Consider the following 22,446-nt stretch of genomic DNA (forward strand, 5'->3'; position numbering starts at 1 on the left):
GCTCAAGCCATCCCGTCGGTATCGAGGGCATAGCCCGCCGAACGGACGGTGCGGATGATGTCGCTGTATCGCCCGTCGTCGTTGATCGCCTTGCGCAGCCGGCGGATATGGACATCGACGGTGCGCAGTTCGATATCGCTGTCCTGGCCCCACACGCTGTCGAGCAGCCGCTCGCGCGAGAACACCCAGCCGGGATGCTCCAGGAAGTGCTTGAGCAACCGGAATTCGGTCGGTCCCAGCGGGATCATCTGGCCGCCACGCCGCACCTTGTGGCCGACCGTGTCCATCTCGACATCGGCAAAGGTCAGCGTCTCGCCCGCCAGCGCCGGTCGCACCCGCCGAAGCACCGCGCCGACCCGCGCTACCAGTTCGCGGGGGGAAAAGGGCTTGGTCACATAATCGTCGGCGCCCGTTTCCAGGCCGCGCACGCGATCCTCTTCCTCGCCACGCGCGGTCAGCATGATGATCGGCAGGTTGGCGGTGCCGTTCATGCGGCGCAGCCGGCGGCACACCTCGATTCCCGACAGGCTTTCGACCATCCAGTCGAGCAGCACGATGTCGGGCACGCTTTCCTGCGCCAGCAGCAGCGCCTCTTCGCCATCGACGGTATGGGTGACGTCGAAATCCTCGCGCTTGAAATGCCAGATCAGCAGTTCCGCGAGCGCCGCGTCATCCTCGACGAGCAGCATCTTCGCCCGGCTCATTGGCCCTGATCCTCCTGGTCCGCGCCACCGCGCTCGCGCTCCGGCAGGGTCTGGCCGGTGGCGGCATAATAGACCATCTCCGCGACGTTGGTCGCATGGTCGCCGATCCGTTCGATATTCTTGGCCACGAACAACAGATGCGCGCATTCGCTGATCGTCTTGGGATTTTCGATCATGAAGGTCACGAGCGTGCGGAACACGCTGTTGTAGAAATCGTCGACCACCATGTCGCGCTCGATCACTGCCAGCGCCAGGTCGGGATCGCGCGCGGCAAAGGCGTTGAGCGCATCATGCACCATCTCGCCCGCGACCTGTCCCATCGACGGCAGCAGCGACATCGGCTCCAGCGTTTTCTTGCTGCCGCTGATCAACGGCACCCGCTTGGCGATATTCTTGGCATAATCGCCGATCCGTTCGACCACGCTGACGATTTTCAGCGCAGCGACCAGGTCGCGCAGGTCGTTGGCCATCGGCGCGCGCAACGCGATGATCTGCACCACCAGCTTCTCGACTTCGGCCTCGATCATGTCGATGCGCTTGTCGCCGGCGACAACCTGCGCCGCCAGCGCCGAGTCGTTGCGCAGCAGCGCCATCAGCGCATGTTCGATCGCCGCTTCGGCGCGGCCGCCCATTTCGGCGATGAGGCCGCGCAGATTGTCGATTTCCTCGTCGAACGCCTTGATCGTATGTTCAGCCATCATGTTTCTCCGCCCGGACCCGCTCAAACCAGCCTTAAAATTCAGCCGTAGCGTCCGGTGATATAATCCTTGGTCCGCTCCTGGCGGGGATTGGTGAAAATGTCGGACGTCACGCCATATTCGACCAGGTCGCCCAGATGGAAAAAGGCGGTGCGTTGCGATACGCGGGCCGCCTGTTGCATGTTGTGCGTGACGATGACGATGGCGTAGCGGCCACGCAGTTCGTGGATCAGTTCCTCGATCTTCGCGGTCGCGATCGGGTCGAGCGCCGAACAGGGTTCGTCCATCAGGATGACTTCGGGTTCGACCGCGATCGCCCGGCCGATGCACAGCCGTTGCTGCTGGCCGCCCGACAGGGCGGTGCCGCTTTCGGTCAGGCGATCCTTGACCTCTTCCCACAATCCCGCGCGGCGCAGCGACTTTTCGACGATCACGTCCAGGTCCGCCTTGGCATGGGCGAGGCCATGGATGCGCGGACCATAGGCGATATTCTCGTAGATCGACTTGGGAAAGGGATTGGGCTTCTGGAACACCATGCCGACCCGCGCGCGCAACTGCACCACGTCCATGCTGGGGGCGTAGATATTTTCGCCGTCGAGCGTGATCTCGCCTTCCACCCGCGCGCTGGCAACGGTGTCGTTCATGCGGTTCAACGTCCGCAGGAATGTCGACTTGCCGCAACCCGAAGGACCGATAAAGGCCGTCACATGGTCCCTGTCGACGTCGATCGACACGCCCTTGATCGCTTCCTTCTGCCCATAGAAGACGCGCACGTCGCGCGCCGTCATCTTCGGGTTGGCGGGCATCAGGTGCTTTTGTTCTTCGGTCAAGTTTACCACCGTTTTTCGAACTTGTTGCGCAGGTAGATAGCCAGGCCGTTCATCGCCAGCAGGAACACCAGCAGCACGATGATCGCAGCGCTCGTCTTTTCGACAAAGCCCTTCGACACCTCGTCGGACCACAAATAGATCTGCACCGGCAGGACGGTCGCGGGATCGGTGACGCCGCCGGGCGGGGTGGCGATGAAGGCGCGCATCCCGATCATCAGCAGCGGCGCGGTTTCGCCCAGCGCGCGGGCCATGCCGATGATCGTACCGGTCAAAATGCCGGGCAGCGCCAGCGGCAGGACATGGTGGAACACCACCTGCACCGGCGACGCGCCGATGCCGAGCGCGGCGTCGCGGATGCTGGGCGGCACCGCCTTGATCGCGTTGCGACCGGCGATGACGATGACCGGCATGGTCATCAGCGCCAGCGTCAGCCCGCCGACCAGCGCGGCCGAACGCGGCAGGTGCAGCAGGTTGAGGAAGATCGACAGGCCAAGCAGACCGAAGATGATCGACGGGACCGCCGCCAGATTGTTGATCGACACTTCGATAATATCGGTAATCCAGTTCCTGCGCGCATATTCCTCAAGGTAGAGCGCGGTCGCGACGCCGATCGGGAAGCTGAGCGCCAGTGTCACCAGCATGGTCAGCAGCGACCCCTTGAATGCGCCCCATATGCCGACCTGGGTCGGGTCGGTGCCATCGCTCGACGACAGGAAGGTCCAGTTCAGGCCGGTCGAAACCAGGCCCGCCTGCTTCAGCCGGGCGACCGCGGCCTCCGCCTCCGGCGCCCCTTGCGTCTTCGTGGCGAGGTCGATGGCGGTGGCCGCCGGCACGCTGATCGTTTCGACGCGCTGAAGGATCGTGGGGTCGGCCTTGATGGCGTCGCGCACGCTGATCCAGGCGGTCGACGACAGCAGGTCGTCGGCACCCGGCCCCAGCGCCCGTTCCGCCGCCTGGCTGGTCACCATCGGCAGGTTGGCGTTGGCCAGCGCCTGGTCGGTGATCGCCGCCGGATCGAGCAGCAGCGGCGAGGAGGGAAAGTCGATCTTGAGCGCGATTTCGGCGCGGGTGAAGCCGCGCAGGCCGTTGCCGATCATCGTGACCAGCAGAAAGGCGAGGAAGGCGGCGCTGATCAGGATCGCGGCCAGGCCAAAGGCCTTGAACCGTCGCTCCGACGCATAGCGGCGCGCGATGCGCCGCCGCATCGCATCGGACTTCCAGTCGGTCGGAAGGCGTTCGGCCGCGCTCATTCGTAAGCCTCGCGATATTTCTTCACGACCCGCAGGGCCACGATGTTGAGCAACAGGGTCACGACGAACAGCACCAGCCCCAGCGCAAAGGCGGCCAGCGTCTTGGCGCTGTCGAATTCCTGGTCCCCGGTCAGCAGCTGGACGATCTGCGTCGTCACCGTGGTCACGCTGGCAAAGGGATTGAGCGTGAGGTTGGCGGCCAGGCCCGCCGCCATCACCACGATCATCGTTTCGCCGATCGCACGGCTGACGGCGAGCAGCACGCCGCCGACCACGCCGGGCAGCGCGGCGGGGATCAGCACGCGCTTGATCGTTTCGCTGGTGGTCGCGCCCATCGCCAGGCTGCCGTCGCGCATCGATTGCGGCACGGCGGCGATGCTGTCGTCGGCCATCGACGACACGAAGGGAATGATCATCACCCCCATGACGAGGCCGGCGGCCAGCGCGCTTTCCGAACTGGCGTTGTGGATGCCGATCATCACCGCGAAGTCGCGCAGCGCGGGCGCGACGGTCAACGCCGCGAAATAGCCATAGACGACGGTCGGCACCCCTGCGAGCACCTCCAGCAGCGGCTTCATCCACTTGCGCACCGTCGGCCGGGCATATTGGGTAAGATAGATCGCGCTCATCAGGCCGAGCGGGATCGCGACGGCCATGGCGATGATCGCACCGATGAAGATCGTGCCCCAGAACAGGGGCACCGCGCCGAACGCATCCTGATTGCCATAGCCCATCGCCGCCGACTGCGGGCTCCATTTGGTGCCGAACAGGAAGTCGATGGGATTGACCATCGCGAAGAAGCGCAGCGATTCCCACAGCAGCGATGCGACGATGCCCAATGTCGTGACGATCGCCAGCAGCGACGCGCCCAGCAGGACCCCCATGACCAGCCGCTCGACCCGCGTGCGCGCCCGGAAATCGGGCCGGATGCGAGTGAAGGCATAGGCACCGCCGGCAAAGGCAAGGATCATCGCCAGCGCCACGCCGGCGACATCATAGCGGCCAAGCGCGACGCGATAGGGTTCGACCAGTTGCCGCGACATCGGATTGAACCCGCCTGCCTGCGCCCCGGTCGCGATGGCGCGGGCCTCGCTCAATATCGCCGTGCGGGAAAAGGCGTCGGTGGGCAGCCCCTGCGCCGCCGGGCTGTCCACGACCGCCTGGGTGACGAGTCCGGGCGAAATATTGGCCCACACCGCCAGGAACAGCAGCGCCGGGCCCACCGTCCACAAGGCGACATACCAACCATGATAGCCCGGCAGGCTGTGCATCGCGCCACGCGGGCCGCTCGCCTCGGCCACCGTCTTTAGCCGTGTCGCGCGGGTGCGCGCGCTGATCCAGGCGATGGCGCCAAGCCCCGCCAGCAGCAGCAGGATCGCTGGTCCGGTCATGTGATACCCCCGGCCCGGCCGCTTATTTCAGCACCGAACCGTCGAGCAGCGTCAGCGACTTGACCGTCTCTGCGTTGGCGGCGCGCACATCGTCGGGCGCGGCGACCATGCCGCGCTTGGCCAGTGCCCCGTCAGGCCCCCAGTTGGCAGCGAAGGCGTTGAGAAAATTCTGCAAACCCGCAATGGCGGTCAGGTGCGCCTTCTTCACATAGATGTAGAGTGGCCGCGCACCGGGATATTCGCCCTTCGACACGGTCTCGTATGTCGCCTGCACGCCGTTCAGCGGAATGTCCTTGAGGCTGTCGAGATTTTCTTCGAGGAAGCTGTAGCCGAAAATGCCGATCGCATTGGGATTGGCGCCCAGCTTCTGGACAATCAGATTGTCATTTTCGCCCGAATCGACATATTTGCCATCTTCGCGAACGCGGGTGCAGGTCGCCTTGTACTCGTCCTCATTCTTTTCCTTGAGCGCCTTCATCGCCGGGTCGCTCTGGCACCCTTTTTCCAGGATCAGTTCGGCGAGCGAATCGCGCGTGCCGCTGGTCGACGGCGGACCGAACACCGAAATCGCGATGGCGGGCAGCGAAGGATCGACATCCTTCCAGGTCTGCGCCTTGTTGGGACCCTTGCCATAGGGATTGGCGGCCAGCGCATCATAGACGATCTTGGGCGTCAGCTTGTAGCCGGGGCCATCTTTCGATTCGGCAAAGGCCAGGCCATCGACGCCGATCTGGATTTCGATGATATCCTTGACGCCATTGGCGACGCACTGGTCGAACTCGGCCTTCTTCATCCTGCGCGACGCGTTGGCGATGTCGGGATGCTGCGCGCCGACGCCGGAGCAGAACAGCTTCATGCCGCCGCCGGTGCCGGTCGATTCGATGATCGGCGACTTCATGCCGGGATTGGCCTGAACGAACAGTTCGGCGACCGCGGTGGCGAAGGGATAGACGGTGGACGATCCTACCGCGCGGATCTCGCTGCGGGCGCCGCCCGCGCCGCCGCCGCCGGCTTCATCGCCGCAAGCGGACAGGGAAAGCAATGCGGCCGTCGAAGCGGCAAGAATGGCAAACGTCTTCACGGGAAACCTCCATTAACGCATGGCCGCGATTCGCCTGTCCGCCGCCCCCTTGGGCTGGTGCCCTAGCCATGCTTCGTCGCGCATTTGTGACACGCAGGTTTCATTTTGATGACAATGGCCCTGGGCATGGCGGCCGCATCCTCAAAATGTCGCTTCCGGCTCCGCCCTGTCCGGCATCGCCAGCGGCATCAGCACGGCGATGCTGGTCCCCTTGCCCAGCGTGCTGGCGATGTCCAGCCGGCCGCGATGGCGCTCGACGATATGCTTGACGATGGCAAGGCCCAGGCCCGTTCCGCCCATCGCCCGGCTGCGCCCCGAATCGACGCGATAGAAACGCTCGGTCAGGCGCGGCAGATGATCGGGGCCGATCCCCTCGCCCTCGTCGGCTACCGTCAGCCGGGCCATTCCGCTGGGGCCAGGCGCCAGCCGCACCTGGATGGGTGTGCCGGGCCGGCCATATTTGACCGAATTGCCGATAAGGTTGTGGAGCAGCTGCGACAATTGCGCGCGGTCGCCCCGCACGGGCGGCAAGCCGGGCGCGATGTCCATTTCCACCTCGCGTCCGCGTTCGCCATGGCTCGACCGGAACACGCCCACCACTTCGGCGACCAGTTCGGACAGGTTCACCGCCGCGTCGGGCGCGCGATATTTCTCCGCCTCGATCCGCGACAGCGACATCAGGTCGTCGACCAGCCGCTGCATCCGCCGCGCTTCGCCATCCATGATCTTGAGGAAGCGATTGCGCGTTTCGTCGTCCTTGCCCAGTTCCGGGTCGGCCAGCGTTTCGATGAAGCCCAATATGCCGGCCAGCGGCGTGCGCAGTTCATGGCTGGCATTGGCGACGAAATCGACGCGCATCTTTTCGGCCGCATGCGCGCCGCTGCGGTCGGACAAATGCACCATCCGCCGCGCCGTGCCGGACCCCAGCGGGACGATCCGCATCCGCCAGCGCTGATCGCGGGTGCCAAGGCCCACCAGTTCGATGACGTCCGCCTCCGCCATCGGCGCGCTGCTCGCCAGCCGCTCGGCGGCGGCGGGATGGCGAATGGCGATGCGCGCATCCTCGCCCACCACATGCGCGCCGAGCAGGCGCAGCGCGGCGCGATTGGCCCGTGCGATCCGGCCGCGCTCGATCAGCAGCAACGGATCGGACACGCCCTCCAGCATCGCGGTGAAGGCGGGATCGTCCAGCAGGTCGGGCGGCGTACGCGGCGGTTCGGACGGCTCCATCGTCCGCGCCGGGTCGCCCCGGGCGGCAATTGCCAGGACGATGACGCCGGCCAGCACCGGCAGGGCGATGGCGTTGATCGCCGCCCCCGTCAGCAGCGCCCCGCCCGTCCCCAGCGCCAGCACCGCCAGCGATCCGGTAATTTGCGACAGGTTCAGTCGATTCATGGTTACCGCGCTGGATTATTGCCCGCATTGCTGCGATGCACGAGACAGGATTGGCCCGGCTATGGCCGCTTTGGCAAGCAAGTTATCGGATCAGGACCAGATGAGCGATCAGACGCCACAACAGGATGACGATCGGGCCGACATGGCCGTTCCGTCGCGCCGTCAGCTGCTGATGGGCGGCGCAGCCGCGGCATCCGCGATCGTGTCGATCCGCCCCGCGCTCGCCAACACCGCCGCGTCGGTGCTCAACTGCACGATTCCGGTGCCCGATCCGGCCAAGGGCAATGTCCATATCAACCCCAGCGGCCAGCTCGTGCCCGCCGGCACCCCCGGCGCCTTCCCCGGCACAGGGCGCAGCTTCACCGGCGAACAGGTGAAACAGGCGATGCGCGGACGCCCCCTGCCCGGCACCAGCTATGGCCAGAACCAGGCCTATATGAACTATATCCGCCGACTCCAGTCGGGCACCAGCGGCTTTACCTGCTACGCCTCGCTGCAAATGCCGCGCTGAGGGCTGTTCCCTCCGCCCTCATCACGCCTTAACCTCTGCCCGCTACAGCGGCGGGGCAGCAGGGCAGGGTGATGACGACAGCCAATTATTATCGCGCCGAACCGCAGGAGGCGCTGGTCATGCGCCCGCTCGCGGATATCGTGCTGCTCTATCACCGCCCGTCGGGCCGGACGCATATGGTGGTCAGCCCGGTGCCGGAAATACTGGACGCGCTGCAACGCGATGGCGGCGGCACCGCGATCAGCATCCACGCGCGGCTCGCCCGCGACTTCGACCTCGGCCCGCCCGACGAAGCGCTGGCCGAAATCGCCGCGCACCTCGCCGAACTGGCCGATCTGGGGCTGGCTTACCTCAAGTGACCCACGCGATCTCCCTGCGCATCGGCCCCGCCACCTTCCGCGTCGGTTCGGCATGGCCCGGCCCGCTGCGCGATCTGGCGCGGCTCTATGCCGATTATCCCGCGCCCTTGGACGCGATCGCCGATTATACCGTGCGGCTGGAGCTGGCAGGATGGGCGCGCCGCTGGGTCCGGCCATCCATTTTCATCACCGGCGACCATGGCCTGGCCGACGCCGCGCCGATGAGCCTTGCCCATGGCCTGCTTGCCGCTGAAATGGGCATGAACCTGCAAATGGCGCTCGGCTGGCGGCGGCATCTGCTGCTCCATGCATCGAGCGTCGAAAAGGATGGGCGCGTGCTGGTGATGACCGGCGAGTCCGGGTCGGGCAAATCGACCCTCGCCGCGCAGCTTGGCGAGCGCGGCTGGCGGCTGATGGGCGATGAATTCGCGCTGCTCGACCTGCACAGCGGCGACATCTTCGCCTTCCCGCGCCTCATCAGCCTCAAAAATCGGGCGATCGACGTGATCGCCGGGGACGTTCCCGCCAGTCGCCTGGGACCCATGCTGCGCGGCACGGCCAAGGGCGACATCCGCCACCTGGTGCCCCGCGCCGATGCGGTGGCGCGCATGGACGAAGGCGCGCCGCCCGCGCTGCTGCTGTTCCCGCGTTTTGGCCATGCCGTCGATGTGCGGCCCGTGGCGCAGGGCGAAACCTTCATGCGGCTGACCCAGGCATCGACCAACTATGTCGCACTGGGCGAGCCGGGCTTTGCCGCGCTGACCCGCTTCGTGACGCATGTGCCGGCCTGCGCGATCGACTTTCCGTCGGGCGATGAGGCGATCGCGCTGGTGGAGCAATTATGGGCGGAGGCCCTTTGAGCGCGGCGCTGCTGGTCGCCGCGCTGCGCGATCCCGCCTCGGTCGAGCGGCTGGACGCGGCGCAGTGGAACGGCCTGATCGCGGCGGCGCGCGCCGAGCGGCTGATCGGCACGCTCGCCGTCCGGCTGGAGGGACGCGCCGTCCCCGAAACCGCAAGGCCGCTGCTCGCCGATGCCCGGCTGGATGCCGGGCGCGAGGCAAGGGGGGCGCTGTGGGAGGCCGACCGCGCCCGCGCGGCGCTCGCATCCTTGGGGGTTCCGCTGGTGCTGCTCAAGGGCACCGCCTATGCCGCTGCCGGCCTGCGCGCAGGGCAAGGACGCTTCATCGGCGACCTCGACATATTGGTGCCGCGCGACCAACTCGATGCGGTCGAAGCCGCGCTGTTCGCGGCGGGCTGGGAATGGGTCAAGCCCGATCCCTATGACGACGCCTATTACCGCCGATGGATGCACGAACTGCCACCGATGATCCATGCGACCCGCGACCGGATGATCGACGTGCATCACACCATCCTGCCGCTGACGGCGCGGCAAACGCCCGACGCGACGGCCATGATCGCGCAGGCGGTGCCGCTGGACGATGACCTGCATATCCTCTCGCCCGAAGATCGCGTCTGTCACGCGGTCGCGCACCTGCTTGCCGATGGCGATCTGGCCGGCGGGCTACGCAATATATGGGACATATATTGCCTGATCGCGGACCTGCCCGACCCCGTCCCGCTCGAAGCGCGCGCCCGGCGCCACGGCCTGCTGTCCCATGTTCGGCAGGCAAGGCGGCTGGCCGACGCCCTCTATGGTCAGCGCCGCCTGCGCCTCACCTCATGGGATCGGATCGTCCTGCGCCGCCTGCTCGCCCGCGACGGCTGGGGCCGGGAAACGCGCAAATTGCTGCGCTTTGCCTTTTTCCTCCGCTCGCACTGGCTGCGCATGCCCCCGCTGATGCTGGCCCGCCACCTGTGGACGAAGTGGCGCAAGGGCCATCGACCGCGATAGCGGGATGCAAGGCCGATATTGACACGGCCGATGCTCTCGATAGGAATGATCGCCACCGGGCAATTGCGGGCGCCCGGTCAGACGGTTGCCGTCCAAGTCCGCTCCCTTCGTCGCGGCTGCGACATTCGGAGCGTTTCCATGACTTCTTCCATCGCGACCCTGTCGCCCCCTCGGCTGACGCTGACCGCATTGTTCCTGAAATTCCTAGGCTTTGGCGCTCTCGCCTTTGGCGGGCCGGTGGCGCAGATCGCCATGCTGCGCAAGGCGCTGGTCGACGACGAACGGTGGATCGATCCGGCGCGATTCAATCGCCTTCTCGCCGTGTTGCAGGTGTTGCCGGGACCCGAAGCGCATGAACTGTGCGTCCATCTGGGGATGATCGCTCGCGGCCGGCTGGGCGGACTGCTGGCGGGGCTGGGCTTCATGCTGCCGGGATTTGCGCTGATGCTGGCGGTCGGCTGGCTCTATGCCGGCTGGATCGCCAACAATGCGCTGTTCGCCGGCGCGCTGCTGGGCATCCAGATCGTCGTGCTGCCCATCATCCTGCGCGCGGTGGTCCGCATCGGCCAGCATGTGATCGAGGACAGGCTGCTGGCCGCGATCGCGCTGGCCAGCCTGGCGGCGACGCTGGCGGGCGCGCCCTTCTGGATCGCGCTGGCGGCGGCGGCGGCGGGCTATGGGCTGTCGCAGCGGCCCGTCATCGCGGCGCTCGCCCTGGCGGTCATCCTCGGCGCCGGGGTTGCCATTTACGCGATCGCCACCGGCACCCTGTCGGTTGCGCCGGTGGATCGCGCCGCGCCGGTGACGCTGGCCGCATTGTTCTTTGCCGGATTGAAGGGCGGGTTGCTGACATTTGGCGGCGCTTACACCGCGATCCCCTATGTGCGCGCCGATACCGTCGGTCGCGGGTGGATCAGCGACGCGAATTTCCTCGACGGCGTCGCGTTCGCCGGCGTGCTGCCCGCGCCGCTGGTCATATTCGTGACATTTATCGGCTATCTGGCCGGCGGACTGAACGGCGCGCTGGTCATCACCGCCGGCATGTTCCTGCCTGCCTTCGCCTTTTCGCTGATCTTCTACGAACGGCTGGAAGCGATCATCGAAAATCCCGCGCTGCACCGGATGCTGGCGGGCGTGGCGGCGGCCGTTGTCGGCATCATCGCCGCCACCTTCGTCCAGCTTGGCGCTGCGATGGCGCGGGGGCTGGACAGCCCGGCGATCGCGCTCGCCTTTTTCGCTGTCGCGCTGGCGGTGGCCTGGCGGGTCAGGGGCGCATGGGTAACGCCGCTGATCGTTGCCGCCGGCGGGGTGGCAGGGTGGCTGCTGCTGCCCTGACCGCCGCTCAATCGCGCTTCAATATGTCCAGCGCCAGCACCGTCATCGCCTCGCTTGCCGTCGCGATGACCGCCTGCGCGTCCGGCGCCCAGAAGGGGCTATGCAGCGAGGGCAGGCTGATCGCGCCGGTCGCGGCCTTTGCCATCTGGTCCGCGGGCACGCCGCCGACCCAGAAGATGAAGCTGTTGATCGCCTTGTCGGCGCGATAGAACCGGCCGAAATCCTCGCCCCCCATCACCGGCGGCTTTTGCACCACCCGCCCTTGCGGGAAATGCGCCCTCAGCACGCCCGCCATTTGCGCGGCGAATGCGGGCGGATTGTAGGTCGACGGGGTGAATTCGTCCTTGACGGTGACGACCGGCATCTTGTCCTCCGGCATCCCCGCCGCGATCGCCTCGCCCCGCGCGATGCGCCTGATCCCCTCGATCAGCCTGGCGCGCGTCTCGTCCGAATAGCTGCGCACGGTCAGCAGCAATTTCGCCTCGTCGGGCACGATATTATGCTTGGCCCCGCCCTGGAAGCTGCCCACGGTCACGACCGCCGGGTCCTGCGGTTCCTGCTCGCGGCTGACCAGCGTCTGGAGCGTGGTGACGATGCGCGATCCCAGCACGATCGGGTCGCGCGTCGTCTGCGGATAGGCGCCATGGCCACCCACGCCCTTCACCAGCACATCGATACTGTCGACATTGGCGAGCGCATAGCCGGGGGTGTAGCCGATCGTCCCGGCTTCCAGATTGGCCGCGTCGTGGAAGGCGATGGCATGGGTGGGGCGCGGAAAGCGAGTATAGAGCCCGTCCTCCAGCATCGCGCGCGCACCCTTGCCGACCTCCTCCGCCGGTTGCAGGATCATGACCAGCGTCCCTTTCCACCGGTCCTTCATTGAAGCGAGCAGCCTGGCGGTGCCGATGAAGGCGGTCATGTGCGTGTCATGGCCGCAGGCGTGCATCACCCCGGTTTCGACCCCTTCGGCCGTGCGCGTTCGCACCTTCGATGCAAAGGGCAGGCCGGTCTGTTCGACCACCGGCAGCCCGTCCATATCGGCGCGGATCAGCAAAACCGGGCCGGAGCCATTCTTCATCACCGCCACGACACCGGTGCCGCCGACCTTTTCGGTGACATCGAATTTCAGCGCCTTGAGCCGCCTCGCCAGCCTGGCGGCGGTGGCGACCTCCTGCTCGGACAGTTCGGGGTTGGCGTGCAGGTCGCGATAAAGCGCCATCAGGTCCGGCAGGTCGCTGGCGATGGCCGCTGCGATAGGCGATGGCGCAGGCGAGGGCACAGCGGCTGGCGCCGCGACGACCGGCGGCGGCGGTGGCGACGGATCGGCCTGCGCCAGGGCCGCCGCCGGCAACAGGACGGTGGCGGCCAGCAGCGCGCTCAACAGGTCACGCATCATCGCATCTCCCTTGCTGTTGCCAGCATAGGGCGACTTATTGCGCCGTCCACCCGCCATCGACGGTGATATTGGAACCGGTGATGTTGGCCGCAGCGTCGCTGCACAGGAACAGGGCGGTCGCCGCAACCTGCTCGACGGTCACGAACTGCTTGGTCGGCTGTCCCGCCAGCAAAACGTCGTTCATCACCTGCTCGCGGGTCATGCCCCGCGCCTTCATCGTGTCGGGGATCTGGTTTTCGACCAGCGGGGTCCAGACATAGCCGGGCGAAATGCAGTTGGCGGTGATGCCAAAGGTCGCCGCTTCCAGCGCCACCGTCTTGGTAAAGCCGGCGAGGCCATGCTTGGCCGTCACATAGGCGCTTTTGAAGGGCGACGCGGTGAGCGAATGGGCGGACGCCGTCTGGATCAGCCGGCCCCATCTTTTCTGCTTCATATAGGGCAGCGCCAGCCGGGTCGTGTGGAACGCGCTGTTCAGGTTGAGCGCGATGATCAGGTCCCATTTCTCGACCGGGAACTCCTCGACCGGGGCGACATGCTGCATTCCCGCATTGTTGATGAGGATATCGACCCCGCCGAACGCTTCGGCGGCCTGCCCCATCATCGCCTCGATCTCGGCCACCTTGGTCAGGTCATGGCCGGAATACAGCGCCTTCGCGCCGCTCAACGCCTCCAGCGCGATCCGCTCGGCCTCGATCGCCGCCGGGTCGCCGAAACCGTTGATGACGATATTCGCGCCCTCGCCGGCCAGCGCCTTGGCATAGGCAAGGCCAATGCCCGAGGTCGATCCGGTGATCAGCGCGGTCTTGCCCGCCAGCGTCGCGCTCATGCCTCTTTCTCCTTCATGTGATCGGGCGCGTCGATGTCGAATGTCGCGCTTTTGCCGTTCAGGATGTTGCGGGCGATCAGGTCGCCCTTGTGCATCACTTCCTCCACCGCGTCGCGGCCCTGCGCCCAGTGGTCGAGCGCGGTCGAACGGGAAAATTCGAAATCGCGCGCTCCGCTTTCCCAGGCGCGGCTGCGGTAGATGAGATGGACGATGTTGACGGACGAACGGTCGAGCATGCCGCGCAGACGCCGCGCATCGGGATCGTCCCTGAATTCCGGCGGCAGCTTGTCGAGCAGCCGCTCGATCGCCTTGTGCTCGCGCCGCAGGCGCAGATACTGGTCGGTCACCTGCCGGGTGCGGCTGGAATATTGGATGTCCTTCGCGCGCGAATAGACGTCGGTCATCTGTCGCGGCATCGGCCCTTCGGCGGGAAACAGGTCGACCTGAAAGATCAGCATGTCTTCCGCCTGATGATCGAGCACATGGGCAAGCGGCGTGTTGGATACGATGCCGCCGTCCCAATACCAGCGCCCGTCGATCTCCACCGGCGGCAGGCCGGGCGGCAGCGCACCGGATGCCATGATGTGCCGCGCGTCGATCCGCGTGTTTCCGCCCGGTCCCCGCGTATCCCAATAGGCGAAATTGCCGCTTTCCACATCGACCGCGCCCACCGACAGGCGCACCGGTCCGTCGTTCAGCAGGTCCCAGTCCACACAGGCGTTGAGCGTGTCCAGCAACGGCGCGCTGTCGTAGAAACTGATCGCGCCCGACGTTCCCGCCGGCATCAGCAGGGCCGGCCACAGGCGGGGGCGGAACATGCCGGGCACGCCGAAGGTGGCGACCGTGCCGGCAGCGGCGAGATGCATGATTTCGCGCACCTGGTTGATTTCGGGCAACAGGATGTTGGGCATCCCGCCCGATACGGTCCGCCAGAATTTCTTGAGCCGGCCAAGCCGCCTGTGCGGCGGGTTACCGGCGATGATCGCCGCATTGACGGCGCCGATCGAAATCCCGGCCACCCAGGTGACGTCGATCCCCAGTTCGTCCAGCCGTTCGAACACGCCCGCCTGGAACGAGCCCAGCGCGCCGCCGCCTTGGAGCAGCAAGGCCACCTGACGGGGGAGGGGAAGAGGCATAGTCGCGCGCGCGCGGTTTGGCCTTGTCGGATTTTGAGGTTCGCTATCAGCCATGCTGCCGCGCAATATAGTGTTTGCAGCGCACAATCCAACCGAAGTTATGGAATGGAAATAGTCAGCCTTTTCAACGCGCGAAACCATGAGGCCGCGGCGGGGTTGTTTGCACGCCCGTTCGAATCGCGTAGGCAGGGGCACGATCGAGGAGAATGCCATGCGGCTGGACGACGAACAGGAAAGCAGCCATTTCGAGGTTCAGGACGGTCGTGGCGGCGGCGGCGGCTTTGGCGGCGGCCTGGGCATGCTGCTGCCTCTGGTGGGCAGCCGTTTTGGTTGTGGCGGCATCGTCGTCGTCCTGATCGTCATGGCGGTCATGGGCATGAATCCGCTCACCCTGCTGGGCGGCGGCGGCCAGCCTGTGGAAACCAGCCGTCCCGGCCCGCAGGAACTAAGCGCCATACAGCGCACGTCGCTTCAGGTGCTGGGGTCGACCGAGCGGCGCTGGGCGGATATTTTCCAGGCGCACGGGCAGCAATATCCGCCGCCTACGCTGGTCTTCTACAGCCAGTCGGGACAGTCGGGCTGCGGCGCGGCGCAATCGGCGATGGGGCCGTTTTACTGCCCGGCGGACCAGCGCATCTATATCGACACCGACTTTTCCCGGGAAATGGAGCAACGCTTCAACGCGCCGGGGGATTTTCCGATCGGCTACATCATCGCGCACGAGGTGGGTCACCATATCCAGACCATCGACGGGACAGCCGACAAGGTCCGCAATGCGCAGCGGCGCGTGACCGAGGCGCAGGGCAACGCGCTTCAGGTGAAGATGGAATTGCAGGCGGACTGCTATGCCGGCGTATGGGCGGCGCGGGACACCAACCTGATGGAACCGGGCGACCTGGAAGAGGGGATGCGCGCGGCCCAGGCTATCGGCGACGATACGCTGCAAAAGTCCGCCGGCCAGCGGCCGGTGCCCGAAAGTTTCACCCACGGCACGGCGGCACAGCGGATGGAATGGTTGCGTAAAGGTCTGGAGACGGGCGATCCGGCCCAGTGCGATACATTTTCCTAGGGCAGGCCGAAGGGTAGGGGGCTAGATGCGATCCAGCCGGCGCAGGAGATCGACCATGTCGCACGGCACATCGGGCCGCACCGCGCCAAAGCTGCGGCGGAGCGCGCTGCCGACCCCGTCATGGGGCGAGGGGACGGCGACATTGACGACGCGCCGAGCGGCATCGCTTCGCTCTCCACCTGTCCGACCATCGTTCATGCGCTGAAACTCCATGATATCCTGAACGGCCGGACCAGACAAAAGTTTCGGTTTATTGCCGGGGCATGGCCCGATAACGACAGTAAAAAGGGAAGGCGAGGCATGACGGAATGGACGCGACTGGAAGCGCGGATACGCGGCCATTCGCCATTTCTGGCGCGACAGCTGGATCGTTTCGCGGCCATCGCCGCAACGCTGGCGCTGGGAGACTATGAACAGGCGCTCGACCAGGCGTTGCGTGCGGGCGACGACGCGGCAAATCTCGCGCAGTCGCTGCGGCGGCGCAGGGGCGCGCTGGCGCTCGTAACCGCGGTCGCCGACCTGTCGGGCGCGTGGGACCTGGACCGGGTGACTGCGACCCTGTCCGATTTTGCCGATGCGGCGCTGGACGAAGCGATCGCCACCGCCATCGCCGAACGCTATCCCGACGCGCCGCCCGGCGGCTTTGCCGCGCTGGCGCTGGGCAAGCATGGCAGCCGCGAACTCAATTACAGCTCCGACATCGACCCGATCCTGCTCTACGACCCGCACGTCCTGCCCCATGGCCCGCGCGAGGATGTGGCCGACGCCGCCGTGCGGATCGCCCGGCGCGCGAGCGAATTGCTGAGCGCGCGCGATGGCGATGGCTATGTGTTTCGCGTCGACCTGCGGCTGCGGCCCACGCCCGAAGCGACGCCGATCGCGCTGCCGGTGGAAGCGGCAATCGGCTATTATGAATCGACTGCGATGGGATGGGAACAGGCCGCCTTCATCCGTGCCCGCGCCGCCGCCGGCGACAAGGCGCTGGGCGACTATTTCCTGCGTTCGATCCGGCCCTTCGTGTGGCGGCGGAGCCTCGATTTCGGTGCCATCGACGCGATCACCGACATCAGCCGGCGGATCCGCGACCATTATGCGCAGGGGCAGGCGCTGGGTCCGGGCTATGACCTCAAGCGCGGGCGCGGCGGCATCCGCGAGGTGGAATTCTTCGCCCAAATCCATCAACTGATCCATGGCGGGCGCGATCCGTCGTTGCGCGCGGGCGCGACACGCGAGGCGGTGGCGGCGTTGGCGGCCGCCGGCGTGATCGAGGCCGATGTCGCCGCCCGGCTGGACGAGGCCTATGTCCTGTTGCGCACCATCGAGCATCGCTTGCAGATGGTCGACGACCTTCAAACCCATGCGCTGCCCGCGCAGCCCGCCGCGCTCGACAATGTCGCGCGGCTGCATGGGCTGACGGATGGCGCCAGTCTGATCGACCTGCTGCGCCCCCATGTCGAATGGGTCGGGCGCAATTACGACCGGCTGACCCCCGCCGAACCGAACGATACGCTGTCGCCCGACGAGGACAGGCTGCGCGACCAGCTCATCGCGATCGGTTTCGCCGATCCGGCAACGCCGCTCGCGCGCATAAACGAGTGGCGCGGCGGCAAGGTGCGGGCCTTGCGCAGCGGCGCGGCGCGCGATGCGCTGGAACAGCTGCTGCCCGGCCTGATGCGGGGCCTGGCCGCCGCGCCCGATCCCGATCGCGCGCTCAACCGGCTGGATGCGATGATCGGGCGGCTGCCGAGCGCGATCAATTTCTTCAAGCTGCTCGCCGCCCGTCCCGCGCTGGTCGCGCTGCTGGCGCAGTTGCTGAGCCATGCGCCGACGCTGGCCGATGCGCTGGGCCGCAGGGCCGAACTGCTCGACGGGCTGATCGACGCCAGCGCCTTCGATCCACCGCCGCCGGTCGAACGGCTTGCCGCGCAATTCGCGATGCTCGAAGCGGGCGAGGATTATCAGGCGCTGCTCGACCGGGTGCGCCAACGCGTCGGCGACCGCCGCTTTGCCCTGGGCGCGCAGATCGTGCGCGGCGGCGATCCGCTGGAGGCCGGGCGCGGCTATGGCCGGGTGGCGGAAGCTGCGATCGCGGCGCTTAGCGAAGCAACGGTCGCCCAGTTCGAAAGCGCGCATGGCAAGGTGCCGGGCGGCGAACTGCTCGTCCTGGCGCTTGGCCGCCTGGGAGGCGGGGTGCTGACCCATGCATCCGACCTGGACCTGATCTTCCTGTTCACGGGCAGCTTCGAATCCGAGTCCGATGGCGCCAAGCCGCTTGGCGCAACCCAATATTTCAACCGGCTCGCCCAGCGCATCACCAACGCCCTGTCGGTCGCGACCGCGGCGGGACCGTTGTACGAAGTCGATACCCGGCTGCGGCCTTCGGGGGCGCAGGGGCTGCTGGCCGCCAGCCTGGACAGTTTCGACCGCTACCAGCGGGAAGAGGCGTGGGCATGGGAGCATCTGGCGCTGACCCGCGCGCGACCGGTGTTCGGATCGCCCGAAGCGCGCGCGCGCCTGCAGGCGGTGCTGGACGACACATTCCATCGCTCGCGCGACAGTGCCGATCTGGCGCGGCAGGCGGTCAAGATGCGCGGCGACATCGCCACCCACAAGCCGCCGGCATCCGAACTGGACGTCAAGCTGGTTCCCGGCGGGCTGGTCGACCTGGAATTCCTGATCCACGTCGCCCAGTTCCGGCACGACATGGCATTCGACCCGGATCTCGGCGTGGCGCTGCGCATGCTGGTCGCTGCCGGGCATCTGCCGGCCGATCTGGTGCCCGCCCATGACCTGTGCACGCGTTTTCTGGTCGTGTCCCGTCTGGTGTCGCCAGGATCGACCGAACCGCCACAGGCGACGCAGGCATTGGTGGCGCAGGCATGCGGCGCGGCCGACTGGGACGCATTGCTTGCAAGCTATCGACAGGCGCGGCAAAGCATCGGCGCGCAATGGCAGGCCGTGGTGGCCGCCTGCGGGGAGACGGCATGATGCTGACGAAGGGCGACAATGCGCCGAACGTGACGCTCAAGGACAGCGATGGCGGTGATTTCACCCTCGAACGCTATCGCGGCAAGCCGCTGGTCGTCTATTTCTATCCCAAGGCCGATACGCCGGGCTGCACCAATGAAGCCAAGGATTTCACGACGCTGGCCGATGCCTTCGCCAGCGCCGGCGTGCCCGTGATCGGGGTATCGCGCGACACGCCCGCCAAGCTGAAAAAATTCGCGGCAAAATACGGCCTTGCGGTCATATTGGCGTCGGACGAGGGCGGGGAATTTTGCGAGGCGTTCGGCACCTGGGTCGAAAAGTCGCTCTATGGCCGCAAATATATGGGGGTCGAGCGCGCGACCTTCCTGGTCGGCGCGGACGGCGTCGTTCAAACAGTGTGGCCAAAGGTGAAGGTCAAGGGCCATGCGCAGGCGGTGCTGGAGGCGGTGCAGGCGCTTTGACGGCGGCGCTTTCGGCGGCCAGCGTCAGCGAAGCGTGCCGCACGGTCATGCTGACCGCCGATCCGCGCGGCAAGGCGATGGCGGCGCGGGCAGCGGCGCGCGACTGGCGACTGGCGACTGGGACGGTTGGCGCACCGGTTCGACATCGCCATGCCCGACCGGCCGGCGCGACCCGAACGGCCCGAACTGTTGCCGCCATCCAGAATGCCCCGGCGCGGCAAGGGCGGATCGGTCCGCGCGCGGATCGCCATGCTTCATGCGCTCGCCCATATCGAATTCGTTGCCATCGACCTCGCCTTCGACCTGATCGGGCGGTTCGGCGCGGTCTTTCCGGCGGCCTTTGTCGATGACTGGATGCGCGTCGGCGCGGACGAAGCGATGCATTTCGCGCTGATCGACCGGCGCCTGCATGCCATGGGCAGCCGCTATGGCGCGTTGCCCGCGCATGACGGCCTGTGGGAAGCGGCGCGGGCGACCGCCGGCGACGCGCTCGCGCGGCTGGCGATCGTGCCGATGGTGCTGGAAGCGCGCGCGCTCGACATCACGCCGGCGACGATCCTGCGCTTCCAGCAGGCGGGGGACGCGGTTTCCGCGCGGATGCTCGGGCGCATCCTGCGCGACGAAATTCGCCATGTCGCGGTAGGGACGAAATGGTTCCATGCAGAGACGAACAGATTGGGGCTGGAGCCGACCAAATCCTACCAATTGCTTGTAAAACAGCATTTTCGCGGAATGATTAAGCCTCCGTTCAACGACTCAGCGCGCGATGAGGCCGGTTTAACGCGGGAATTCTATGCCGCGCTTGCGCAATGAGTGCGGATTTGCACTCTGCATCGCACGGGGGCAGTTCACACTGCTTTGATAAACGGGGAAGCACACCACGGCGGACAAGCGCCGGGTGGATTAGTCGGGGTCTGCATGGTTACTTCTCTCAAGTTCAACACGCGCATTTCTCATTGGTTCCGGGGGTTTTCAAAAAGGGTTCAGCTTTTCGCAGCCGCCGGCGCGATCAGCCTGTTGTGCGCCGCGGCACCCGCTCATGCCACCGACGACGATGATCCCTATGGCGATGTGACCGAAGCCAGCGCCAGCACGCTGGGCCAGGCCGACGCCGGCTTTGCCAATCTTTTCAGCAGCCTTCGCCGCCTTGATGGCGTGACCCGCTCGACCGCCTATATCCCGTCGGGCCGCCCGGTCGCCAAGCTGGTGCTGACCTCCAATTTCGGCGTCCGTTCCGACCCGTTCAACGGCGGCGCGCGGATGCACAAGGGCATCGACATTCCCGGCCGTATCGGCACGCCCATCTATGCGACCGCCGACGGCATCGTCAGCCGCGCCGGCTGGGCCAGCGGCTATGGCAACCTCGTCCAGATCTCGCACGGCAACGGGATGGAAACGCGCTATGGCCATATGTCCAAGCTGATCGTGGCGGCCAACAGCTTCGTGCGGCGCGGCCAGATCATCGGCCTGATGGGGTCGACCGGCCGTTCGACCGGCAGCCACCTTCATTATGAAGTGCGTGTCGACGGCGCGGCGATCAACCCGCTGCCCTTCGTCGCCGGCCCCGATTATCTGATCGCGATGAACACCAAGCCGCCGGTTGCCATGGGCGGTCCCACGAAGGCCGACGAGCGCAAGGCCGACTGACGCCCCAGCCGACCGGACCATCTCCCCCCGGCTTTTGCAAAGGCCCGGCAGCGCATGGCTTGCCGGGCCTTTTGCTTGTCCCTATCTAGGGGGCATGACAGACATCGACCTGACGCCCTCCGCCGCCGCGCGCGTCGCCGCAATCGCCGCCAAGCAGGGCAAGCCCGCGATCCTGCGGCTGGCGGTCGAAGGCGGGGGCTGTTCGGGCTTTCAATATCGATTTGGACTGGCCGACGCGATCGAAAGCGACGATCTGGCGGTCGAACGGGACGGCGTGACGCTGGTGGTCGATGATGTCAGCCTGGATCTGGTGCGCGGATCGGCGGTCGATTATGTGTCGGATCTGGGCGGGGCGGCGTTCAAGGTGACCAATCCCAACGCGACCGCCGGGTGCGGTTGCGGCACCAGCTTTTCGGTCTGATCCTTGTCCCGGATGCGCGTCGCCACCTTCAACATCAACGGCATCAAGGCGCGGCTGCCCCGCCTGGTCGAATGGCTGGGCGAAACCCGGCCCGACGTCGCCTGTCTCCAGGAAATCAAGACCTCGGACGAAAGCTTTCCGGTCAAGGATATCGAGGCGGCCGGCTATGGCGTGATCTGGCACGGGCAAAAGGGGTTCAACGGCGTCGCCATCCTGGCGCGCGGTGAAACCCCGGTGGAAGTGCGCCGCGGGCTGGAAGGCGAGCCGGAGGACGAGCATAGCCGCTATATCGAAGCCGACGTGAAGGGCGTGCGCGTCGCCAGCATCTATCTGCCCAACGGCAATCCGCAGCCCGGACCGAAATTCGACTATAAGCTGCGCTGGATGAAGCGGCTGCGTGACCGCGCGGCGGAAATCTGGGCGGAGGAAGTGCCCGCGGTGCTGGCGGGCGACTATAATGTCATTCCGCGCGACGCCGACACCTTCTCGGTCACGGCGATGCAGGACGACGCGCTGATGCAGCCAGAAAGCCGCGCCGCCTATCGCCGGTTGCTGGGCGACGGCTGGACCGACGCGATCCTCAGCCGCCATCCCAATGGCGGCGTGTGGACCTTCTGGGACTATCAGGCGAACAGCTGGCCGCGCGACGCCGGTTTTCGCATCGACCATCTGCTGCTCAGCCCGGCGGCGGCCGACCGGATGATCGACGCGCAGGTCGACAAGGACTTTCGCGGCCGGGAAAGGGCCAGCGACCATGCGCCGACCTGGGTGGAGCTGCGCGCGGCATAGCGCGCCAAAACCGTCATCCGGCCTGACAATTGGTGACGCATGGCCTTCCGCTTCGCCTCACAATGTCGCATATAGGGAAGACCGCATCAAAAGGACCAAGCGATGACACAGGATACCCCCGAACAGCCCCAGCCCGCCCGTTCGCGCGCGGTTTTCTCGCAGGAGGATTTCGGCCTCATCCGCACCGCCATCGCGCATTATCTGCGCGAGGTTCAGGATCAGCCGGAATCGGTGAAATATGCCAATCTCTATCACCGGCTGGGGCGCGTCGCATAAGCCAGCCGGCATGAACATCGCCGCCGTTCCC

23 protein-coding genes and 1 pseudogene are annotated in these 22,446 nt (G+C 66.4%); 13 read left to right on the plus strand and 11 right to left on the minus strand.

From position 1 onward, the window contains the following. Positions 1-2 precede the first annotated feature (2 nt). From phoB to WG908_RS09265, 7 genes are all read right to left on the minus strand, one after another. Positions 3-704 (minus strand): phosphate regulon transcriptional regulator PhoB, encoded by a 702-nt coding sequence (gene phoB, locus WG908_RS09235; RefSeq protein ID WP_340186278.1) that lies wholly within the window; start codon positions 702-704, stop codon positions 3-5. After that, the gene (gene phoU, locus WG908_RS09240; protein WP_340186279.1) at positions 701-1,402 is read right to left on the minus strand and encodes a phosphate signaling complex protein PhoU; all 702 of its coding nucleotides are present in this window, start codon (positions 1,400-1,402) and stop codon (positions 701-703) included. The genes phoB and phoU overlap by 4 nt, the downstream gene beginning before the upstream one ends. Positions 1,403-1,443: 41 nt before the next feature. Then, complete coding sequence (pstB, locus tag WG908_RS09245) at positions 1,444-2,208, minus strand: phosphate ABC transporter ATP-binding protein PstB (RefSeq protein WP_340186381.1); 765 nt, start codon at positions 2,206-2,208, stop codon at positions 1,444-1,446. 26 nt (positions 2,209-2,234) lie between these two features. Further along, positions 2,235-3,482: a phosphate ABC transporter permease PstA gene (gene pstA, locus WG908_RS09250; protein WP_340186280.1), complete on the minus strand. Its 1,248-nt coding sequence runs from the start codon at positions 3,480-3,482 to the stop codon at positions 2,235-2,237. Beyond that, positions 3,479-4,873 carry a phosphate ABC transporter permease subunit PstC gene (gene pstC, locus WG908_RS09255; protein WP_340186281.1) on the minus strand — a complete coding sequence of 465 codons (1,395 nt, stop codon included), beginning with the start codon at positions 4,871-4,873 and terminating at the stop codon, positions 3,479-3,481. Before pstC ends, pstA begins: the two co-directional genes overlap by 4 nt. A gap of 22 nt (positions 4,874-4,895) precedes the next feature. Next, positions 4,896-5,954, minus strand: a complete 1,059-nt coding sequence (locus tag WG908_RS09260) for a substrate-binding domain-containing protein (RefSeq protein ID WP_340186282.1) — start codon at positions 5,952-5,954, stop codon at positions 4,896-4,898. Between the two features lie 141 nt (positions 5,955-6,095). Continuing rightward, positions 6,096-7,349, minus strand: a complete 1,254-nt coding sequence (locus WG908_RS09265; protein ID WP_340186283.1) for an ATP-binding protein — start codon at positions 7,347-7,349, stop codon at positions 6,096-6,098. Between the two features lie 100 nt (positions 7,350-7,449). Between WG908_RS09265 and WG908_RS09270 the strand changes: the two genes are divergently transcribed. From WG908_RS09270 to chrA, 5 genes are all read left to right on the plus strand, one after another. Continuing rightward, the gene (locus tag WG908_RS09270; RefSeq protein ID WP_340186284.1) at positions 7,450-7,860 is read left to right on the plus strand and encodes a hypothetical protein; all 411 of its coding nucleotides are present in this window, start codon (positions 7,450-7,452) and stop codon (positions 7,858-7,860) included. A 71-nt stretch (positions 7,861-7,931) separates the two neighbouring features. Further along, positions 7,932-8,219 carry an HPr-rel-A system PqqD family peptide chaperone gene (locus tag WG908_RS09275; protein ID WP_340186285.1) on the plus strand — a complete coding sequence of 96 codons (288 nt, stop codon included), beginning with the start codon at positions 7,932-7,934 and terminating at the stop codon, positions 8,217-8,219. Continuing rightward, positions 8,216-9,079: an HprK-related kinase A gene (locus WG908_RS09280; protein WP_340186286.1), complete on the plus strand. Its 864-nt coding sequence runs from the start codon at positions 8,216-8,218 to the stop codon at positions 9,077-9,079. Before WG908_RS09275 ends, WG908_RS09280 begins: the two co-directional genes overlap by 4 nt. Continuing rightward, a complete protein-coding gene (locus tag WG908_RS09285) occupies positions 9,076-10,071 on the plus strand; it encodes a nucleotidyltransferase domain-containing protein (protein ID WP_340186382.1) in 996 nt (331 codons plus the stop codon). Before WG908_RS09280 ends, WG908_RS09285 begins: the two co-directional genes overlap by 4 nt. 138 nt (positions 10,072-10,209) lie before the next feature. Further along, a complete protein-coding gene (gene chrA, locus WG908_RS09290) occupies positions 10,210-11,406 on the plus strand; it encodes a chromate efflux transporter (protein WP_340186287.1) in 1,197 nt (398 codons plus the stop codon). Positions 11,407-11,413: 7 nt separating this feature from the next. On the opposite strand, the gene WG908_RS09295 is transcribed toward chrA, so the two are convergent. From WG908_RS09295 to WG908_RS09305, 3 genes are read right to left on the minus strand one after another with little or no spacing between them, the layout of a single operon-like run. Further along, positions 11,414-12,799, minus strand: coding sequence for an amidohydrolase (locus tag WG908_RS09295; RefSeq protein ID WP_340186383.1), 1,386 nt, complete (start codon positions 12,797-12,799; stop codon positions 11,414-11,416). A gap of 37 nt (positions 12,800-12,836) precedes the next feature. Beyond that, positions 12,837-13,628, minus strand: coding sequence for a 3-hydroxybutyrate dehydrogenase (locus tag WG908_RS09300; RefSeq protein ID WP_340186288.1), 792 nt, complete (start codon positions 13,626-13,628; stop codon positions 12,837-12,839). After that, positions 13,625-14,818, minus strand: coding sequence for a DUF3734 domain-containing protein (locus WG908_RS09305; RefSeq protein ID WP_340186289.1), 1,194 nt, complete (start codon positions 14,816-14,818; stop codon positions 13,625-13,627). Before WG908_RS09305 ends, WG908_RS09300 begins: the two co-directional genes overlap by 4 nt. Before the next feature lie 157 nt (positions 14,819-14,975). On the opposite strand from WG908_RS09305, the gene ypfJ reads away from it, so the two are divergent. Beyond that, positions 14,976-15,833: a KPN_02809 family neutral zinc metallopeptidase gene (ypfJ, locus tag WG908_RS09310; protein ID WP_340186290.1), complete on the plus strand. Its 858-nt coding sequence runs from the start codon at positions 14,976-14,978 to the stop codon at positions 15,831-15,833. Positions 15,834-15,854: 21 nt separating this feature from the next. Here ypfJ and WG908_RS09315 read toward each other — a convergent pair whose 3' ends face one another. Continuing rightward, positions 15,855-16,031, minus strand: a complete 177-nt coding sequence (locus tag WG908_RS09315) for a hypothetical protein (RefSeq protein ID WP_340186291.1) — start codon at positions 16,029-16,031, stop codon at positions 15,855-15,857. Positions 16,032-16,133: 102 nt separating this feature from the next. Here WG908_RS09315 and WG908_RS09320 point away from each other — a divergent pair, with 102 nt between their 5' ends. The 7 genes and pseudogenes from WG908_RS09320 (at position 16,134) to WG908_RS09350 (ending at position 22,415) form a co-directional block, all read left to right on the plus strand. Continuing rightward, entirely contained in the window at positions 16,134-18,821 is a 2,688-nt protein-coding gene (locus tag WG908_RS09320; protein WP_340186292.1) for a bifunctional [glutamine synthetase] adenylyltransferase/[glutamine synthetase]-adenylyl-L-tyrosine phosphorylase, read from the plus strand. Beyond that, positions 18,821-19,282 carry a thioredoxin-dependent thiol peroxidase gene (gene bcp, locus WG908_RS09325; RefSeq protein ID WP_340186384.1) on the plus strand — a complete coding sequence of 154 codons (462 nt, stop codon included), beginning with the start codon at positions 18,821-18,823 and terminating at the stop codon, positions 19,280-19,282. The genes WG908_RS09320 and bcp overlap by 1 nt, the downstream gene beginning before the upstream one ends. Positions 19,283-19,329: 47 nt before the next feature. Then, positions 19,330-20,095, plus strand: a pseudogene (locus WG908_RS09330) (ferritin-like domain-containing protein). A 105-nt stretch (positions 20,096-20,200) separates the two neighbouring features. Continuing rightward, positions 20,201-20,929, plus strand: coding sequence for a M23 family metallopeptidase (locus WG908_RS09335; protein ID WP_340186293.1), 729 nt, complete (start codon positions 20,201-20,203; stop codon positions 20,927-20,929). Between the two features lie 94 nt (positions 20,930-21,023). Next, a complete protein-coding gene (gene erpA, locus WG908_RS09340; RefSeq protein ID WP_340186294.1) occupies positions 21,024-21,350 on the plus strand; it encodes an iron-sulfur cluster insertion protein ErpA in 327 nt (108 codons plus the stop codon). Between the two features lie 12 nt (positions 21,351-21,362). Beyond that, on the plus strand, positions 21,363-22,139 hold the full coding sequence (xth, locus tag WG908_RS09345; protein WP_340186385.1) for an exodeoxyribonuclease III: 777 nt from the start codon (positions 21,363-21,365) through the stop codon (positions 22,137-22,139). A 102-nt stretch (positions 22,140-22,241) separates the two neighbouring features. After that, complete coding sequence (locus WG908_RS09350; protein WP_340186295.1) at positions 22,242-22,415, plus strand: hypothetical protein; 174 nt, start codon at positions 22,242-22,244, stop codon at positions 22,413-22,415. The last annotated feature ends 31 nt before the right edge of the window (positions 22,416-22,446 follow it).

Source organism: Sphingobium anseongense, assembly GCF_037725245.1.
In the GTDB taxonomy this organism is placed as follows: Bacteria; Pseudomonadota; Alphaproteobacteria; order Sphingomonadales; family Sphingomonadaceae; genus Sphingobium.

What these genes read in the sequence shown, in the direction of transcription:
- WG908_RS09315 (WP_340186291.1), bottom strand. Translation starts at nt 16,031, where the DNA reads ATGAACGATGGTCGGACAGGTGGAGAGCGAAGCGATGCCGCTCGGCGC.
- WG908_RS09265 (WP_340186283.1), bottom strand. Translation starts at nt 7,349, where the DNA reads ATGAATCGACTGAACCTGTCGCAAATTACCGGATCGCTGGCGGTGCTG.
- phoU (WP_340186279.1), bottom strand. Translation starts at nt 1,402, where the DNA reads ATGGCTGAACATACGATCAAGGCGTTCGACGAGGAAATCGACAATCTG.
- ypfJ (WP_340186290.1), top strand. Translation starts at nt 14,976, where the DNA reads ATGCGGCTGGACGACGAACAGGAAAGCAGCCATTTCGAGGTTCAGGAC.
- WG908_RS09305 (WP_340186289.1), bottom strand. Translation starts at nt 14,818, where the DNA reads ATGGCTGATAGCGAACCTCAAAATCCGACAAGGCCAAACCGCGCGCGC.
- pstA (WP_340186280.1), bottom strand. Translation starts at nt 3,482, where the DNA reads ATGAGCGCGGCCGAACGCCTTCCGACCGACTGGAAGTCCGATGCGATG.
- xth (WP_340186385.1), top strand. Translation starts at nt 21,363, where the DNA reads ATGCGCGTCGCCACCTTCAACATCAACGGCATCAAGGCGCGGCTGCCC.
- WG908_RS09335 (WP_340186293.1), top strand. Translation starts at nt 20,201, where the DNA reads ATGGTTACTTCTCTCAAGTTCAACACGCGCATTTCTCATTGGTTCCGG.
- WG908_RS09275 (WP_340186285.1), top strand. Translation starts at nt 7,932, where the DNA reads ATGACGACAGCCAATTATTATCGCGCCGAACCGCAGGAGGCGCTGGTC.
- WG908_RS09295 (WP_340186383.1), bottom strand. Translation starts at nt 12,799, where the DNA reads ATGCGTGACCTGTTGAGCGCGCTGCTGGCCGCCACCGTCCTGTTGCCG.
- WG908_RS09320 (WP_340186292.1), top strand. Translation starts at nt 16,134, where the DNA reads ATGACGGAATGGACGCGACTGGAAGCGCGGATACGCGGCCATTCGCCA.
- chrA (WP_340186287.1), top strand. Translation starts at nt 10,210, where the DNA reads ATGACTTCTTCCATCGCGACCCTGTCGCCCCCTCGGCTGACGCTGACC.
- pstC (WP_340186281.1), bottom strand. Translation starts at nt 4,873, where the DNA reads ATGACCGGACCAGCGATCCTGCTGCTGCTGGCGGGGCTTGGCGCCATC.
- WG908_RS09300 (WP_340186288.1), bottom strand. Translation starts at nt 13,628, where the DNA reads ATGAGCGCGACGCTGGCGGGCAAGACCGCGCTGATCACCGGATCGACC.
- pstB (WP_340186381.1), bottom strand. Translation starts at nt 2,208, where the DNA reads ATGCCCGCCAACCCGAAGATGACGGCGCGCGACGTGCGCGTCTTCTAT.
- WG908_RS09350 (WP_340186295.1), top strand. Translation starts at nt 22,242, where the DNA reads ATGACACAGGATACCCCCGAACAGCCCCAGCCCGCCCGTTCGCGCGCG.
- erpA (WP_340186294.1), top strand. Translation starts at nt 21,024, where the DNA reads ATGACAGACATCGACCTGACGCCCTCCGCCGCCGCGCGCGTCGCCGCA.
- WG908_RS09270 (WP_340186284.1), top strand. Translation starts at nt 7,450, where the DNA reads ATGAGCGATCAGACGCCACAACAGGATGACGATCGGGCCGACATGGCC.
- phoB (WP_340186278.1), bottom strand. Translation starts at nt 704, where the DNA reads ATGAGCCGGGCGAAGATGCTGCTCGTCGAGGATGACGCGGCGCTCGCG.
- bcp (WP_340186384.1), top strand. Translation starts at nt 18,821, where the DNA reads ATGCTGACGAAGGGCGACAATGCGCCGAACGTGACGCTCAAGGACAGC.